The 13,947-nt window shown below is 62.8% G+C and carries 18 protein-coding genes; 16 read left to right on the top strand and 2 right to left on the bottom strand.

What is annotated here, in order from left to right; genetic code table 11:
- Nucleotides 1-65: 65 nt before the first annotated feature.
- Both QN345_RS00565 and QN345_RS00560 read left to right on the top strand, forming a co-directional pair.
- Nucleotides 66-350: a hypothetical protein gene (locus QN345_RS00565; RefSeq protein ID WP_323508307.1), complete on the top strand. Its 285-nt coding sequence runs from the start codon at nucleotides 66-68 to the stop codon at nucleotides 348-350.
- The gene (locus QN345_RS00560) at nucleotides 347-706 is read left to right on the top strand and encodes a hypothetical protein (RefSeq protein WP_323508306.1); all 360 of its coding nucleotides are present in this window, start codon (nucleotides 347-349) and stop codon (nucleotides 704-706) included. The genes QN345_RS00565 and QN345_RS00560 overlap by 4 nt, the downstream gene beginning before the upstream one ends.
- A 58-nt stretch (nucleotides 707-764) precedes the next feature.
- Here the strand turns inward: QN345_RS00560 and QN345_RS00555 are convergent, their stop codons facing one another.
- Nucleotides 765-971, bottom strand: coding sequence for a hypothetical protein (locus tag QN345_RS00555; RefSeq protein WP_323508305.1), 207 nt, complete (start codon nucleotides 969-971; stop codon nucleotides 765-767).
- 726 nt (nucleotides 972-1,697) lie between these two features.
- Between QN345_RS00555 and QN345_RS00550 the strand changes: the two genes are divergently transcribed.
- The 3 genes from QN345_RS00550 (at nucleotide 1,698) to QN345_RS20485 (ending at nucleotide 3,959) form a co-directional block, all read left to right on the top strand.
- Nucleotides 1,698-3,059 (top strand): hypothetical protein, encoded by a 1,362-nt coding sequence (locus QN345_RS00550; RefSeq protein ID WP_323508304.1) that lies wholly within the window; start codon nucleotides 1,698-1,700, stop codon nucleotides 3,057-3,059.
- Between the two features lie 410 nt (nucleotides 3,060-3,469).
- Nucleotides 3,470-3,637 carry a hypothetical protein gene (locus QN345_RS00545; protein ID WP_323508303.1) on the top strand — a complete coding sequence of 56 codons (168 nt, stop codon included), beginning with the start codon at nucleotides 3,470-3,472 and terminating at the stop codon, nucleotides 3,635-3,637.
- A 31-nt stretch (nucleotides 3,638-3,668) separates the two neighbouring features.
- Nucleotides 3,669-3,959, top strand: coding sequence for an HNH endonuclease (locus tag QN345_RS20485; protein WP_416347644.1), 291 nt, complete (start codon nucleotides 3,669-3,671; stop codon nucleotides 3,957-3,959).
- A 45-nt stretch (nucleotides 3,960-4,004) separates the two neighbouring features.
- Here QN345_RS20485 and QN345_RS00540 read toward each other — a convergent pair whose 3' ends face one another.
- On the bottom strand, nucleotides 4,005-5,381 hold the full coding sequence (locus tag QN345_RS00540) for a hypothetical protein (RefSeq protein ID WP_323508302.1): 1,377 nt from the start codon (nucleotides 5,379-5,381) through the stop codon (nucleotides 4,005-4,007).
- A 1-nt stretch (nucleotide 5,382) separates the two neighbouring features.
- Here QN345_RS00540 and QN345_RS00535 point away from each other — a divergent pair, with 1 nt between their 5' ends.
- The 11 genes from QN345_RS00535 (at nucleotide 5,383) to QN345_RS00485 (ending at nucleotide 13,898) form a co-directional block, all read left to right on the top strand.
- On the top strand, nucleotides 5,383-6,198 hold the full coding sequence (locus QN345_RS00535; protein WP_323508301.1) for a hypothetical protein: 816 nt from the start codon (nucleotides 5,383-5,385) through the stop codon (nucleotides 6,196-6,198).
- 52 nt (nucleotides 6,199-6,250) lie between these two features.
- Nucleotides 6,251-7,693 (top strand): hypothetical protein, encoded by a 1,443-nt coding sequence (locus QN345_RS00530; protein ID WP_323508300.1) that lies wholly within the window; start codon nucleotides 6,251-6,253, stop codon nucleotides 7,691-7,693.
- Between the two features lie 8 nt (nucleotides 7,694-7,701).
- Complete coding sequence (locus tag QN345_RS00525; protein WP_323504321.1) at nucleotides 7,702-7,899, top strand: hypothetical protein; 198 nt, start codon at nucleotides 7,702-7,704, stop codon at nucleotides 7,897-7,899.
- Nucleotides 7,896-9,083, top strand: a complete 1,188-nt coding sequence (locus tag QN345_RS00520) for a phage portal protein (RefSeq protein WP_323504320.1) — start codon at nucleotides 7,896-7,898, stop codon at nucleotides 9,081-9,083. The genes QN345_RS00525 and QN345_RS00520 overlap by 4 nt, the downstream gene beginning before the upstream one ends.
- Nucleotides 9,083-9,763, top strand: coding sequence for an HK97 family phage prohead protease (locus QN345_RS00515; protein WP_323508299.1), 681 nt, complete (start codon nucleotides 9,083-9,085; stop codon nucleotides 9,761-9,763). The genes QN345_RS00520 and QN345_RS00515 overlap by 1 nt, the downstream gene beginning before the upstream one ends.
- Entirely contained in the window at nucleotides 9,750-10,955 is a 1,206-nt protein-coding gene (locus QN345_RS00510; RefSeq protein WP_323508298.1) for a phage major capsid protein, read from the top strand. Before QN345_RS00515 ends, QN345_RS00510 begins: the two co-directional genes overlap by 14 nt.
- Nucleotides 10,956-11,024: 69 nt before the next feature.
- Nucleotides 11,025-11,534, top strand: a complete 510-nt coding sequence (locus QN345_RS00505) for a hypothetical protein (protein WP_323508297.1) — start codon at nucleotides 11,025-11,027, stop codon at nucleotides 11,532-11,534.
- Nucleotides 11,531-12,010, top strand: a complete 480-nt coding sequence (locus QN345_RS00500) for a hypothetical protein (protein WP_323508296.1) — start codon at nucleotides 11,531-11,533, stop codon at nucleotides 12,008-12,010. Before QN345_RS00505 ends, QN345_RS00500 begins: the two co-directional genes overlap by 4 nt.
- A gap of 12 nt (nucleotides 12,011-12,022) precedes the next feature.
- Entirely contained in the window at nucleotides 12,023-12,283 is a 261-nt protein-coding gene (locus QN345_RS00495; protein WP_323508295.1) for a hypothetical protein, read from the top strand.
- Nucleotides 12,283-13,326, top strand: coding sequence for a phage tail tube protein (locus tag QN345_RS00490; protein ID WP_323508294.1), 1,044 nt, complete (start codon nucleotides 12,283-12,285; stop codon nucleotides 13,324-13,326). The genes QN345_RS00495 and QN345_RS00490 overlap by 1 nt, the downstream gene beginning before the upstream one ends.
- Nucleotides 13,323-13,898 (top strand): hypothetical protein, encoded by a 576-nt coding sequence (locus QN345_RS00485; RefSeq protein ID WP_323508293.1) that lies wholly within the window; start codon nucleotides 13,323-13,325, stop codon nucleotides 13,896-13,898. Before QN345_RS00490 ends, QN345_RS00485 begins: the two co-directional genes overlap by 4 nt.
- The last annotated feature ends 49 nt before the right edge of the window (nucleotides 13,899-13,947 follow it).

Here is a 13,947-nt window from a genome sequence, read left to right as displayed (position 1 = left end):
GTGAAGCCTCGAATTAGTGTCAATCGCCAGTTGACACCCGAAACCGGGATCGGCGGGGCCGAATAATGGCCGTCGAAACGACCGAATACCTCGCGATGCTCGGCCGGATGATCCGGGCGGGTGGGCGCCGCGTCGCCGATGCCGACGAACTCGAACTAGCCGCTCTGCTCAAGCTACGCGTCGAGCTGGACTCGGCAATTCAGACGGCCGTGCTCGGGCAGCGGGCGAGTCTCGGCAGGTCGTGGGCGTGGGTCGGTGACGCTCTCGGCATCACGAGGCAGGCCGCGCAACAGCGCTACGGCCGCGCGTCGAGCGGGCAGACTGTACTCATGGAAGAGGGGTTGAAATGACGGCGGCAGAATTCAAGATCAAGCGTGAACGCCTAGGCGTAAGTGGCCGTTGGCTGGCCGATCGGGTCGGCGTGCTTGATCGCCAGGTGCGGCGCTGGGAGTCCGGCGTGGCACCCGTGCCGGCCGATGTCGTGAAGTTCGTCGACGACCTCGACGCCGAGGCGCGCGAGCTGGCGGATGCTCTGCGCGCGGGAGCGCGCAAGCTGGTCAGCTATCGCAATGACGGCGAGTATTGGGCAGCGGACGCCGACGCCGCAGCTCGGTCGCTCCCGGCGAGTTTCTACCGGGCAGTACTTGGTCGTGTCCTCGACAGCGGCGCGAGCGTCGACTATCCGGCCGTACGTGACGAAGGCTAGATGGTCGTAGGCCGACCACGCGACGGGGGGATCGCACGACCGGCCTACTGAGGTCACCCTACGCGAGGTGAGGAACGACGAAACCGAAGTCGCGCATTGTGCTGATGCCCCTGTCGAGAAGCCTCCCGATGTCGAGAAGCACGGAGATGATCGAGCGCACGCGGTCGAGGCGGTCGGGGTAGAAAAACCACAGCTTGCGTGAAATCTGTGGCGCCAGAGATTGCGTGCCGTATGAATTCTTGCTTACATGGTTATAGCGGTTCATGCATGATCCTTTCGCGGGGGCGTTGGCGCGCCTCCTGTGTTGATTGAACTGTTTGAATTGAATGAGCAGAAGGCCCGACTCGAAAGAGCCGGGTCTTTTTGTTGGGGGTTCTCGAAACGGTCTTATGTGGCCATCTCGATCAGGCGTTCCTTGTACGTCTCAAAGCCTACGGGGTGTGCCCGACAGCACAAAGGGCAAGAAGTGCGTTGACACGCTCTTGTTAAATTGCGTGGCTTAGATGCGCTACTTTCCGGGGCATAAGCATCGATTCATGACCGGTTTGGGCGATTTAGAGCAGCCCAGTACCCCCCGAATTGGGGGTACGACAATATTCTCAAGTTTCAAACTTTTGTCCACAGGGTTCAATGCGACAGCAGATGTGAGTATTCGAAAGTCGATTTGACTTTCATGCGAAACGTGCGAATACGTATGCTAGTGTTGCTCGTGAGCGAAAGAAATGCCCGGCAGGAATGCCGGGCATTTCGCGTTTAACGGCTTCCTTCGCGCGCGAGCATCGGCGTTGAGGGGAAACAACGGCCAGCCGCCGAAAGTGCTCCATTCCGAGCCGCCGCGTCCCCGCTAACCCATTCAACGTCTCGACCGTGGCTTGTGCCGGTCGGGCGTCCTTGGGCGTGGGTCGACAACCTAGGCAAGCGCGCATTCACGGCCCGGCTGGCCCTAGTTCTTACGAGGGGATGACCAATGGTGAGAGTCTGCTCGGTATGCGTGAAGGCTGAGGCCGCGGGCGTTGTCGTCGACAGGTCGCGCACGCTGATGTCGTGGGCGGTCGAACTCGGCGTCGGTAAGACATCGATTAGCCGGCACCTGGCGCACACGTCGGACGTGCCCGCGCGACGGGTTGAACCGGTCAAGCCGTCGACGCCCGCCCGTGAGACATTCGATGTCGACGGCGGCGGCAACGTCACCGCGTCGGCTCTCGGCGCTCGCATCATTCCGCTGTCTGAATGGCTCGACAAGCTGCGCGCCGACGGGTTCGATCCCGACGATTTCGTGTGCACGTTCGGTCACTCGGTCTGGGATCAGCGCACACGGCCGCGTACGCCCGCCGAGGGCGACGTCGTGCCCGAGGACGACAACTTGACCGTGCTCTACGCGAACCGCTTCACGGCGACGCGTAGGGCGTCGGCTGAGCCGTTCCCGTTGTGGCCCGTCGTGCAGCCGGGGCCTCGCCTGGTCATTAAGCCGTTGACAATCACGCCGCGCACGGGTGGCCGGTGGAAAACGGCCGTGCTCATGGCTGACACGCAGATCGGTTACCGCCTGTTCGAGGACGGCTCGCTCGATCCGTTCCATGACGAGGCGGCGATGTCGGTCGCGTTGCAGGTCGTGCAGCTCGAACAGCCCGACCGAACGGTCGTCATGGGCGACATCATCGACCTGCCCGAACAGTCCAGGTGGGCGCAAGAGGCGGCGTTCGCGAACACGACGCAGCCGGCCATTGATCGAACGACTCGGTTCGGCGGCGAGCTGCGCGCCGCGACGCCGTACGACATCGACTTTATCGAGGGCAACCACGACAAGCGGTTTCAGAATTTCGTTGAGGCGAACGCGCGATCGGCGTTCGGCATTCGCCAGGGGGAGTCGCCGTCGACGTGGCCTGTCATGTCGATGCCGAACCTGTTGCGCCTCGACGAACAAGGGATCACGTATCACGACGCATACCCGGCGGCGCATGTGTGGATCAATGACACGTTGCGTTGTGAGCATGGGACAAAGATCAATTCGAACGGTTCGACCGCTCAGAAGTACCTGAACGAAACGCCGCATATCTCGCGTGCGTTCGGTCACACTCACCGGCTCGAAATGGTGTCGCGTACGACTTGGGACCGTGCGGGCAAGATTCGCAGCGTCGGCGTCAACCCTGGCTGTCTGTGCCGCCTAGACGGCGCCGTACCCTCGGTGCACGGCGCGATCGGTGCTACTGGCCGGCCTGCGCCGATCGTCGAGGACTGGCAGCACGGCGTCGCGGTCATCCGCTACACCGAGCGCGATTTCAGGGTTGAACTCGTGCAGATCGACGACGGGCTCACGTTCCATCGCGGTCAAGAGATACGCGCTATGCCCTAAAGTCGGGCACCCGTAAACCGGGTGCCCGCAAGGTTTCCGTTCGACGTAAGACCTCGTGAACGTTGGCACACGCCGACCCTTAGACCGAGTTCACGACGGCATCGAACGGCAGCAACCCCGGACACTGTGACAATACGGGGCGCGAACCGGCGCGAGGAACCGGGCAAGCGGCGCAGGGTGATCGAGGCAGGGCTGACGCGCGAGGTCGCGGTCACCGTCGACACCCTGCGCCGCTCCACATTCAATGACACGAGGGGGCGGGGCGCACCATGCGGGTATTCAAGGAACTACGGGAACGCGTCGCTCGTGCCCGCTCGACGCGTCGGTTTCGTCGCGATGTCGCGAGAGCGTTCAACATACCGGTTCGTCTCCTCCGGAGTAACTGGGCTATCGACCCGAGGTTGCAGCCCGTGCCCGACATTACGGACTGCACGGCACGCGAAGAGCGGGTGATTGCCGACCTCAACCGCGCACTGCATTCGCGCATCGCGAGCATGGCAATTGCTGACGGTACATGGAGCGATCGTCGAATCGAATTCGACCTGCTGGATTTCAAAGGGCACCCCCTACCGCTTTAATCGCAGGGGGTGCCAGCTTGGGGGAGCGGCCGTGGTCAACAGATACAACGGGCCTGACCCGGAGCCGAGCGGTCACGAGCGGCAGCGGTTGCTCGCTGAGGTGTGCCCGCCTGGCTCGCGCTGTCATCTGTGCGGCGAGCTGATCGAGAACGGCTTGCGTCGTTGGCATCCAAGGGGACCGAGCATGGATCACCTGTTGCCGCGCAGTAAGGGCGGTACCTGGGACCGACACAACCTCGCGCCAGCTCACTACGGCTGCAATAGCACACGGGGGAACACTGATCTGTTGGTGAAGCGCACACGCAGATCGCGAGATTGGTAGGGACTTTAGCGGCGAGGGTCCCCGAGCTTCAATGTCTGATCGCGATCAGACATTAGCAAGCCAGGATTTGGCGTCCTCCAAACTTAGTTGGCCCCGGGCATCGCGAAGGTACGACCTGATTCTCGGACTCAAATCGTCCATCAATTTACTCGCCGTTAGGAGAACGAATAGGGCCGCCGTGTCAATCACGAGACCGTCCGAGGCCGCGAATAGGGCCAATTCATCTGGGCGCAGTAGCGTGCCGCGCAGGTTTGGGTCACGCCCAATGAAATGGTTCACAAGTAGCCACTGGCCCGGGATACTCTCTGACCGGTTCTCGAATACAAACTTGGAAACGTAGCCAGCTAGGAGTGTGAGCTTCGAGGCTTTCACGCCTTTCGAGACGCCGGTCGCGTCGCCGATCACACTCCATCCGACCTCGTCCTCGTCTGAGATTCGAAAGTCTTCGCGGCGTTGTTTCACGGGCCAGATCTCATCCATGTCCGTCACTTGAAATCCCAGTTCGACGAGCGCCCTAAACACCGCGACTTGCAGGTCATCGTCTTGAGCCGTAAGCAAAAGTCGCTCGTATGCATTGCCACGCTCACGTGAAATACGAAGCTGCGTCTCCAGATCAGTAATCCTGATCTCGTGTGCGGTTAGGAGTGGCTCGAACGAAGTTCGTTCGCTATCGATGAGCTTCGTGATTTCAACTTCGGCGCTTGTCATCCACTCGGTTTCGTGCGCCCAGTTGGGACGGCCAGGAAACCGAGCATTGTCGTCCTCGTGCCACTCGCGTAGGGCTATCTCGTACCACGGTTTGAAATCGGGCAGATCGTTCGGAACTATCCAGACGGTCGATCCTTTAGCGCGAACGTAACTGCCGGCTAAGACCGTGTTTTTAGGCCCCATTAGGAATGGACGATAGGTCGCCGAATCGAAATCCTCTATATCGACGGCTTTTGGCGTGTGGCCCCATTGATAAGGACGGGCTGACACCCGCGGGACCAGCACTGTCTGGACTAGGCTCTGCAAATCCTGGGGCAAACCGTCAACACGGATCGCGCTATTTCCCGGAATGCCGGCAGCATGCTGGATCAACAGCGCGATTTTAGAGGCGCTGCGTCGTGTGAGCGCGTAGTCAAGCACAGCACCGTTTGCCTCGGCCTTGCCCGGTCGGTGTACGAAAAAGATATTCAAGCCGTCGGGCGCGCGACGTGTATGCGGGTGGATCTGACCATTCAGCTCTATGACCGTGCCGAGCGACTGATCGGTGATGAGTCCGTCCCATTCTGATGGGTCAATTTCAGAAAACGAATTTATGAAGCGGTAAGTACCTGGCAATTCATTTACAAACCCGAAATGAATGGCGGTGCCCGGATCTGTCAGTACCAACACTCTTGGTCTCTCCGACTCATTCACGACAACGCCTGCATTGCTCACGATGGGAACCTTCCGCAAAATCCAATTAGCGGTCTATGAGCTACTGAGAATACCGGGTCTCATCGGCACAACCGATCCCGCTGAGCGAGGCCTCGCTCGGTTAGTGCACGTTTTTTCATTTCATCGCGGATTGGACACCCGCCCTTCCCATTTTTCTCTCTCCCCGAAACGTTCCTTTTTTCTCGTGTGGGTACGGGTGGGTACAGCGGGGCCGTCCGTCGACGTTCCGACCGCCCGCGACCTCGTGCCCGTCTGGGTATTCGAGTGTCTTAGATCGTCGCTGATCGCGGCTCAACTTTTGGGGGTGGTGGGAATGGCTGCACTCCCGCGTCACGGCACTACTCGGCGGTACAAGGCGGGTTGCCATTGCGACCGCTGCACCGCGAAGAACACCGCCGACAAGGAACGAGAGCGCGCGGCGAAGATCGCCCGTGACGGTCGCGTACCCACGGTGAGGGTACGCGTACCCACAAAGAAAAACGTACCCACATTCAAGCCCTCGGATGACCCTGACGTACCCACACCCGGGCCGATCGAGACAGCCGCCCGCGATGCTCTCGCCGAGTTCGACGCTGACAAGGTTGTCGTCCTGCGGCGTGAGATTGCGATCGCGATCGCTCGGACGATGGACGGCAAGGCCGGCGTTACGCCGTCCCAGTTCCAAATCTTCCGAACCGCCCTCGTCGACCTGCTCGGCGAGCGTGCCCCGAAGGACGGTGAGCTAGATGCCATTCGAAACCTCGTGGAATCGATCGGGAGCTCCCGCAAACGTGGTCACCCGGCCCCGGTGGATAACGCCGCGCAACCTGGCCCGTGAGTCGTGGGGCCACGAACTCATGCAAGTGTCTCGGCTGCTCGGCCGGGAGCCGTTGCCGTGGGTAGCTGAACTCTACGAAACGGCGTTCGAGGTCGACGCGTTCGGCCTGCTCTGGTACCGAGAGATTGTCGTCGTCATCCCTCGCCAGTCGGGCAAGTCGACACTGGTCATCCCGTGGGGCGTGCACCGCATGACGACATGGGGCGAGCGGCAGTTCATGCTCTACACCGCGCAGACCCGTGGCGCCGCGAAACAGAAACTCGTCGACGAACAGTTCTACCTGATCAATCAATCGCCGTTTCGACGGCTGCTGATCCCGAACCGCCAGGGCCGAATCCTGCCGAACCTCTCCCACGGTGAGGAACGTCTCGAATGGGTCAACGGCTCGAAATGGCTGATCGACGCGCCGACCGAAACGGCCGCGCACGGCCTCACCCTCGGGCTCGGCGTCGGAGACGAGTTCTTTGCTCACCAGGACGCCCGTGTCGAGGCGGCGATGTCGCCGACGATGATCACCGTTCACGACTCACAGAAACTGTGGCTCTCGACGGTCGGCAAGTCGAAAAAGAAATCGCCGTTCATGTGGTCGAAGGTCGAGGCCGGCCGCGCTCGTGTCGAGGTCGCCGAGGCCATGCGGGCGACCGGCGTCGACGACTCTCGAACGCTGTACATCGAGTATTCGTTTCCCGAGGACGCCGACCCCCTCGACCCGCTCACATGGTGGGAGAACCTGCCAGCACTCGGCTACACGATCACGCAGGACGGCATCGCGGCGCAGCTCGACTCTCTCGGGCTCGTCGAGTTCCTACGCGCATTCGGCAACCTGTGGGGCGACGATCGCGGCAAGGAATGGAAGATTCCCGCTGACGACTGGTACGCGGTCGAGGACCCCGAGTCGGAGATGTCCGAAACCCTCGTGTGGGTCGTCGACGTGTCGCCCGAACAGGCGTTCGCGTCGATCAGCGTCGCGGCACAGCGGCCTGACGGTCTCGTGCATGTCGAGGTCGTCGAGTCGTGGCCTGGCACGCACTGGGTCATCGACGGCGACCCGACGCGCGGCGGCGGGGACGATCAGTTGTCGTGCAAGGGGATCGCGACGCTCGTCGCGCATCACGGCGGCACCGTCTACTACGACCACACCACAACCGGCGCCCTCGTGCCGCTCATGGTCGAGGCCGGTATCGAACCGATCCCGATCGCCGTGCAAGACATCAAGGTCAGCGCCGCGGCGCTGGTCATGGCCGTGAATAACAAGACCGTTCGACACCTCGGGCAGCACGAACTGACCGACGCGCTCGCCGCCGCTGCGACGCGGGTGTTCGGCGACGGCTGGGGCTGGGCTCGCGGCAAGTCAATGGCCGACATCACGGCGCTCATGTCGGCGACTCTCGCGTTCTGGATGCTCTCGAAGACGCTGCCCGAACTCAATTACGACCCGAACGCGACGATGCGCGAAACCGCGACATCTGACGAGTTCCAAGAGCACGCCCAATAGGAGGCCGCATGTTGCAGAAAATCAGGAAAGCGCTCGGGTCGGTGACAGTGAAACCGCCCAAGTTGGCCCTGTCGATGGTGACGACGGTCCTCGACATCGTGGGCGCCGCGCTGGTCGTGACGGGCGTCGCGCTGATCTGTATCCCGGCCGGGTTCATCCTGGCGGGCCTCGTGCTCGTGGCAATGAGCTGGCGGGCGAACCGGTGAGCGTGTTCTTCGGCAAGGGTGAGGGGCGCTCGGTCGGGTGGAGCGACGTGTTCGGTACGTCGAGTCACGGTTCGTTCTCGCTCGGCGGCTTGCACGACCAGGCGTTGCGCGTCATCCCCGTGTATGCGGCCGTGTCCCTGATCGCCGATCAGTTCGCAATGCTCCCATTCGCGACGTATCGGGGCGGCTTGCAGGCATCGCAACAGATCGCGACGCCGCAGTTCCTCGTCAAGCCCGATCCGCGTATCTCGGTGTTCGACTGGAAATATCAGCTCGCAGTATCGCTCAAGCTGCGCGGGAACGCCTACGGGTACCTCACCGGCTCATCGATCCGGCCGAGCGGCGTGCTCTGGATTCACCCTGACCACATCACCGTCAACGAAACCTCGGGCACGCCGATTTACAACTTCTACGGCGCGCAAGAAACGAACTGGCAGCACGGCGGGCGCATCATCCACCTGCGCGAGTTCGTGCAGGCGGGCAGCGTCAAGGGACTCTCACCGATCGCGATGTTCCGGGCGACGTTCGAAACGTCGGCCTACGCGATGAAGTACGGCAACGAGTGGTTCAAGAATTCTGCGATCCCCTCGGGCATCCTGCGGAACGAAAAGACGCAGCTCAAACCGGGCGCAGCGGCCGAGGCCAAAGCGCTGTTCATGGCGTCGACGCAGCACAAAGAGCCCGTCGTGCTCGATACGAACTGGACGTGGCAACAGGTCAGCATCGCGCCCGAAGAGGCGCAGTTCCTGCAAACCATCAAGGCGACGGCGACGCAAATCGCGGCGATCTTCCGGGTATCTCCCGAGGACATCGGCGGCGAGTCGGGCAACTCGCGCACCTACGGAAACCGCGAGAGCGACCAACAGGTGTTCAACATTCGGACGCTGCTCCCGCTCGTGACTCGGGTGGAAGAGGCGCTGAACGAGATTCTGCCCAATCCGCAGTTCATCAAGTTCGACCTCGAAGTGCTGAGCCGGCCGAACATGCTCGAACGCGCTCGGGCGAACACCGAGAAGTTGAAAAACGGCACGCGAACGCTTGCCGAGGCGCGCAAGGGCGAAGACGCGGCACCTCTCACCGAGGCCGAGGTCGAGTTCTGGCACAAGTACTACCTCACGACCTACGGCGAACGCGCCGCTGCCACCGAGTCGACCACAACATCAATCGCGAAAACGGAGGGCTAATGCCACCCAACTACGAACGGCGCTCATTCGAGCGCCCTGTCGAACTCAGAGCCGCATCAGACGGCACGAGCGGCCCCGGCATCCTCAAGGGATACGCGGTCGTTTTCAATTCCCCGAGCCGCGACCTCGGCGGGTTCATCGAGGAATTCGACCCGGCCGCGTTCGCGTGTGTCGGCGACGGTGACGCGCAGACGATCGACATCGGCATGAATGGCCGGGTCATCGCTCGCGACAACCACGACAACAACGGTCTGCTCGGCACGACCACGGCGGGCACGCTGCGGCTGTTCGTCGACGACATCGGCGTGCGGTACGAAATCGACCTGCCCGACACGTCCCGCGGTCGTGACGTTGCCGTGCTCGCCGAGCGCGGCGACTACGCGTTCTCGTCATTCGCGTTCCGCACGCTGCCGGACGGTGACACCTGGCGCGAGAACGACGCCGGGCAGCTCGTCCGCGTCGTGACCGGCGCGACCCTGATCGACGTTGCACCCGTGGCTGATCCGGCCTACTGGGGCTCGTCAACAGAACTCAGCCGGTCATTCGACCTTGAGGCCGTTCGGGCCTCCCTCAATCTTGCCGACACCGAGACGGCGCCCACCGGGCGGCGGGCGGTCGTTTCGAGCAGGGCAAAAGAAATGCAGTCCACTATCGAAAGGAGCCGCTATGACGGCCGTTAAGGAAAACATCAAGCGCATTCTCGAAGAGCGCGCGTTCCTCTGGGAGAACCAGGGCAAGGCGCTCGCCGACATCGCGAACCTGCGGGAGTTCACCGCCGAGGAACGCGTCAAGTTCGAAGCCGTCGAGGCCGACTTCGGCGCGTTCGGGCAGCGCATCAAGGCGCTCGAACTATCCCTCGACCAGGAACGACAGATCAACGAGTTCGCGGCCCTGTTCCAGAACGACAACTCGGTGCGAACCGCCGTCGAGACCGAGCTGCGCTCGGTTCTCTCGCTGCGCGAAAAATCCGAGGTCGACTTCTCGTTCACCGGCAAGGAGATGACTCGAGCGCTGGCGACGGGCACGGCCGGCGCAGGTGGCAACCTGATCCCGGCAACGTTCTGGGACATGCTGATCCAGCCGCTGCGGAACTTTGTGTCGGTGCTCAACGCCGGTGCGACGCAGATCACGACCGCCTCGGGTGAGAACATCACCATTCCGCGCGTGTCCTCGTACGGCGCCGCTGCGGCGCAGGCCGAGGCGACGCAGCTCACGGGTTCCGACCCGGCGTTCGACCAGACGACCCTCAAGGCGTTCAAGTTCGGCGACTTCCGGGGCGTGTCCCGCGAACTGATCGACGACTCGGCGATCGACATCGAGGGCCTGATCACGAAGCTGATCGGGCAGAACATCGGCCTGCTGCTCGGTCAGAAGCTCTCGACCGGTACCGGCATCAACCAGACGGCGGGCATCGTGACCGCCTCCACGGTCGGCGTGACGGGCGCGACCGGTGTCAGCGGCGCCGCGACGTTCGACAACATCATCGATCTGTTCTACTCGATCGGTGCCCCGTACCGCGGGAACGGTTCGTGGATCATCGCCGACCAGGCGCTCGGCGGCATCCGCAAGCTCAAGGACTCCACCGGCCGCTACCTGTGGGAGCCCTCGGTAGTGTTCGGCGCTCCCGACCTGATCCTCGGTCGCCCCGTGTTCGGTGACCCGAACATGGCCGCTCCGGCGATCGGTGCCAAGCCGATCCTGTTCGGCGACATCAGCGCCTACTGGGTGCGGTTCGTGAACTCGCTCCGCATCGAGCGCAGCGACCAGGCGCTGTTCGGTACCGATCAGGTCGCGTTCCGCGGCGTGCTGCGCGCCGATGGCCTCCTCACGGACCCGTCGGCCGTGAAGACCTTCCAGGGCGGTGCGAGCTAGTGGCGGCTCCCTCCGCTACGGCGCCCGTCGACGTGGCGCCGGTCGCGGAAACACGAAAGGGGGTGCCCGATGGGGTGGCCTATTCGCGCGGCTGACCTGCGCAAGGAACTGGGGTACAAGCCGGATCAGGGGGACACGGACGAGCTTGACCTCTTCGCCGGGGGAGCGGTCGAGCGCATCGAGCGCAAGGTCGGCAGGGTGACGGGGCAGGTCATCAAGGTCACGGCGACCGGGCCGACCGACCTCGTACGTCTCAACGCGCGAGCATCCGAAGTGACGCGGCTGACCGTCGACGGGGTGGCCGTCGACCTTTCCGGGTTCGAGTTGTCTACGGGCTCGATTCTTCGGGGCAACTTCCCGCCTGGCGCTCTCGTGGTGTGGGCGGTCGCGCCGCTGAATGATTCCTCGCTCGTCGTGCTCGCCGCTCGTCGGCTCGCTGCGTTGTGGTGGAAGCAATCGAAGAACGGGCCTCACGGGCAGGCTGACGTGCAGGACGCCGCAACTGTCATGGGCGTGGGCATCCCTCGCGTGGTGCTCGCCATGATCGACGGTATCGACGACCTGGCGGGCATCGGGTGAGCGGGATCAGCTCGGCGACCGCGCAGGCCGAGACAACGCTCGCGCTGCTCGCCGCTTTCAAGACGGCACTGGCCGATGAAACCGACCTCGACATCACACTCGGATTCGTCTTTCCTCCGGTCGGTCACGCGTGGGTGTCGATCGGCGACACGGTGTCGGACGTTGATCCGAAGGCGATCGGGCCAGCTCGTCAGCTCAGCGAAACGATCACCATTTCTGTCAGCGTCGGCGCGTGGAATCCCGAGCGCGACGAGGACGAGCGCGAGGCGGTATTTCGTCGCGCATTCGGCATCCTCGGCACGATTCAGACCCATATCCGGGTCAACGACATCACCCTCGGCGGCACCGTTCTGTGGTGCGTGCCAGGCCACTCGTCATCGACGGGGGCGACCCCTGAGGACCGCGCGCAGTTTGGCGAGTTCACCGAAATCGCGGCGACGTTCGTCGCACAGCACCGCATCCGAACATTTCAGTAGAGAGGGCATCCGATGCCGAAATTCAGAAACGTGTCGCCGCAGGGCGGCGACCTCGACACGCCGCTCGCCGGCCGTGTTGTGAAGCACGGTGAGGTCATCGACCTGCCTCCCGCTCGCGCGATCTTCTTTGTCGGGCAGGACGAAACGTGGGAGCCCGTCGACGACGAGACTCGTGCATTCGTCGCCGAGGTCACGGCCGCACAGGAACCGCAGGAACCGAGCACGACAGACGCGCCGCAGGCCGGCGCCGACACGAACGGAGAACCGGCCTAATGGGCACTCAGGTAGATTTCAGCCTCGGCCTCGCCGTGGAGACGGTGTACGGAACCCTCGTCACCGTGACCCGGTTCTTCGAGTCGGCGGTGAAGTGGAAGTACAAGCCGGTCAAGGTGCAGGGCAAGGGTATGCAGCCGACCAAGGCTGTCAACCGCCTCAACCGGAACACCCTCGCCCGCATCGAGGCCAGCGGCGAACAGACCATCGAGATTCCCACCAAGGGGTTCGGCGTGCTGTTGCAGGCCGTATTCGGCACTCTCACGAACACGTTGGTCGCGGCCGGTGCGACCGGCTACCAGCAAGTGCACACGCTGGCGACAACCGACCCGGTAAAGTCGCACACCATCCAGGGCGTGCTCCCCACCCTCGGCGGCGGCGCAGGAAACCCGCACACGTTCTCGGGATGCGTTGCGGACGCGATCACATTTGACGTCAAAGAGGGGTCCATCCTCACGGCCAAGATCGATTGGCTCGCGAAGACGATGGTCACCTCGACCGCGGCAGCGGCAGCGACGTACCCGGTCGCCGACCTGTTCACGTTCGTGCAGGGCACGATCTTCAAAGACATCACGTCTGTGCCCACGTCTACGGACTTGGCAAAGGGAACGACGGCGCTTGCGAACGTGACGGAATTCTCGCTCACGGTGAAGAACAACCTCGACAAGGGCGGGTACAACCTCGGCGGTGCTGGCCAGCGCAGCCGAAAGAACCTGCTCGGGGTTCGGTCAATCACCGGCAAGATGAAGATCGAGTACACCGACAACATCATGCGCGATGCGTACATTGCGCAGAGTTCGCTCGGTCTCGTGCTGACCTTCACGTACACGGCGGGCGGGACGCTCGGGTTCGACCTCGTTGGCCCTGACCCGATCTACCCGACGTTCCAGATCGTTCTGCCCGCGATCCTGCTCGGTGGCGATATCCCATCGAGTAACGACGGGCAGCCGATCACCCTCGACATCGACTTCGAGGCGTTCGACAACGGCACGGCTGCACAGTCGATTTGGGTCGTCTACCGCACCGCCGACCTCGTACCGTGACCGACAGCGTAAGCGCCCGGATCGAACCGACGAGCTTACGCGAGGTCTTGGCCAGGACGCGGGAGTTCTCGCCGAAGCTCGCAACTGAGCTTCGGCGAGGACTGCGCGGCGTGGGCGACGGGATTATCACCGCTCAAAAGGCGATCCTCGACGGGCCGCTGCCGCCTGGCGTTGCGAAGGTCGGTCAGCGCGTCACGGTCGGGTGGAGCAAGAAGAACCAGGCGGCGACCCTGATTCGGCGCAACATCTACGCGAACCAGGGCGAGACGACGAACCGGCGCTCTACCGGGATGCGCGAGGCGATCAAGAAGGGCCTAAAAACGAAGGTCATCGCCGGTAAGACGCGCCAGGGCATCGCGATCACGACGACGAAGAGCGCCGAAGGCCGCAAGTGGCCTATGTCGCGCACCTGGAACACCCCGATCTTTCGACACCGGATTTACGGCCGGGACGAATGGACCTACCAAAAAGGTCAACCGTACTTTTTCGATCCCGTTCAGGCGGGCAAAGAGCAAGCCCGTCAGGCCGCGCTCGAAGCGATCACCCGATCGATTGAACAGATCACGAGATAGCAGGAGACAACGAATTGGCAAAAATACTCGTCAACGGCCGCGAACTTGT

It is taken from the genome of Cryobacterium sp. 10I1 (genome assembly GCF_035019805.1).
Lineage (GTDB): Bacteria > Actinomycetota > Actinomycetes > Actinomycetales > Microbacteriaceae > Cryobacterium > Cryobacterium glucosi.
The sequence above is the reverse complement of the archived record's forward strand: the minus strand, read 5'-3'. Positions and strand labels throughout refer to the sequence as shown.

Excerpts from the sequence above, each read along its gene's own strand:
- QN345_RS00565 (WP_323508307.1), top strand. The coding sequence starts at position 66 with ATGGCCGTCGAAACGACCGAATACCTCGCGATGCTCGGCCGGATGATC.
- QN345_RS00560 (WP_323508306.1), top strand. The coding sequence starts at position 347 with ATGACGGCGGCAGAATTCAAGATCAAGCGTGAACGCCTAGGCGTAAGT.
- QN345_RS00555 (WP_323508305.1), bottom strand. The coding sequence starts at position 971 with ATGAACCGCTATAACCATGTAAGCAAGAATTCATACGGCACGCAATCT.
- QN345_RS00535 (WP_323508301.1), top strand. The coding sequence starts at position 5,383 with ATGGGAACCTTCCGCAAAATCCAATTAGCGGTCTATGAGCTACTGAGA.
- QN345_RS00525 (WP_323504321.1), top strand. The coding sequence starts at position 7,702 with ATGTTGCAGAAAATCAGGAAAGCGCTCGGGTCGGTGACAGTGAAACCG.
- QN345_RS00515 (WP_323508299.1), top strand. The coding sequence starts at position 9,083 with ATGCCACCCAACTACGAACGGCGCTCATTCGAGCGCCCTGTCGAACTC.
- QN345_RS00510 (WP_323508298.1), top strand. The coding sequence starts at position 9,750 with ATGACGGCCGTTAAGGAAAACATCAAGCGCATTCTCGAAGAGCGCGCG.
- QN345_RS00505 (WP_323508297.1), top strand. The coding sequence starts at position 11,025 with ATGGGGTGGCCTATTCGCGCGGCTGACCTGCGCAAGGAACTGGGGTAC.
- QN345_RS00495 (WP_323508295.1), top strand. The coding sequence starts at position 12,023 with ATGCCGAAATTCAGAAACGTGTCGCCGCAGGGCGGCGACCTCGACACG.
- QN345_RS00490 (WP_323508294.1), top strand. The coding sequence starts at position 12,283 with ATGGGCACTCAGGTAGATTTCAGCCTCGGCCTCGCCGTGGAGACGGTG.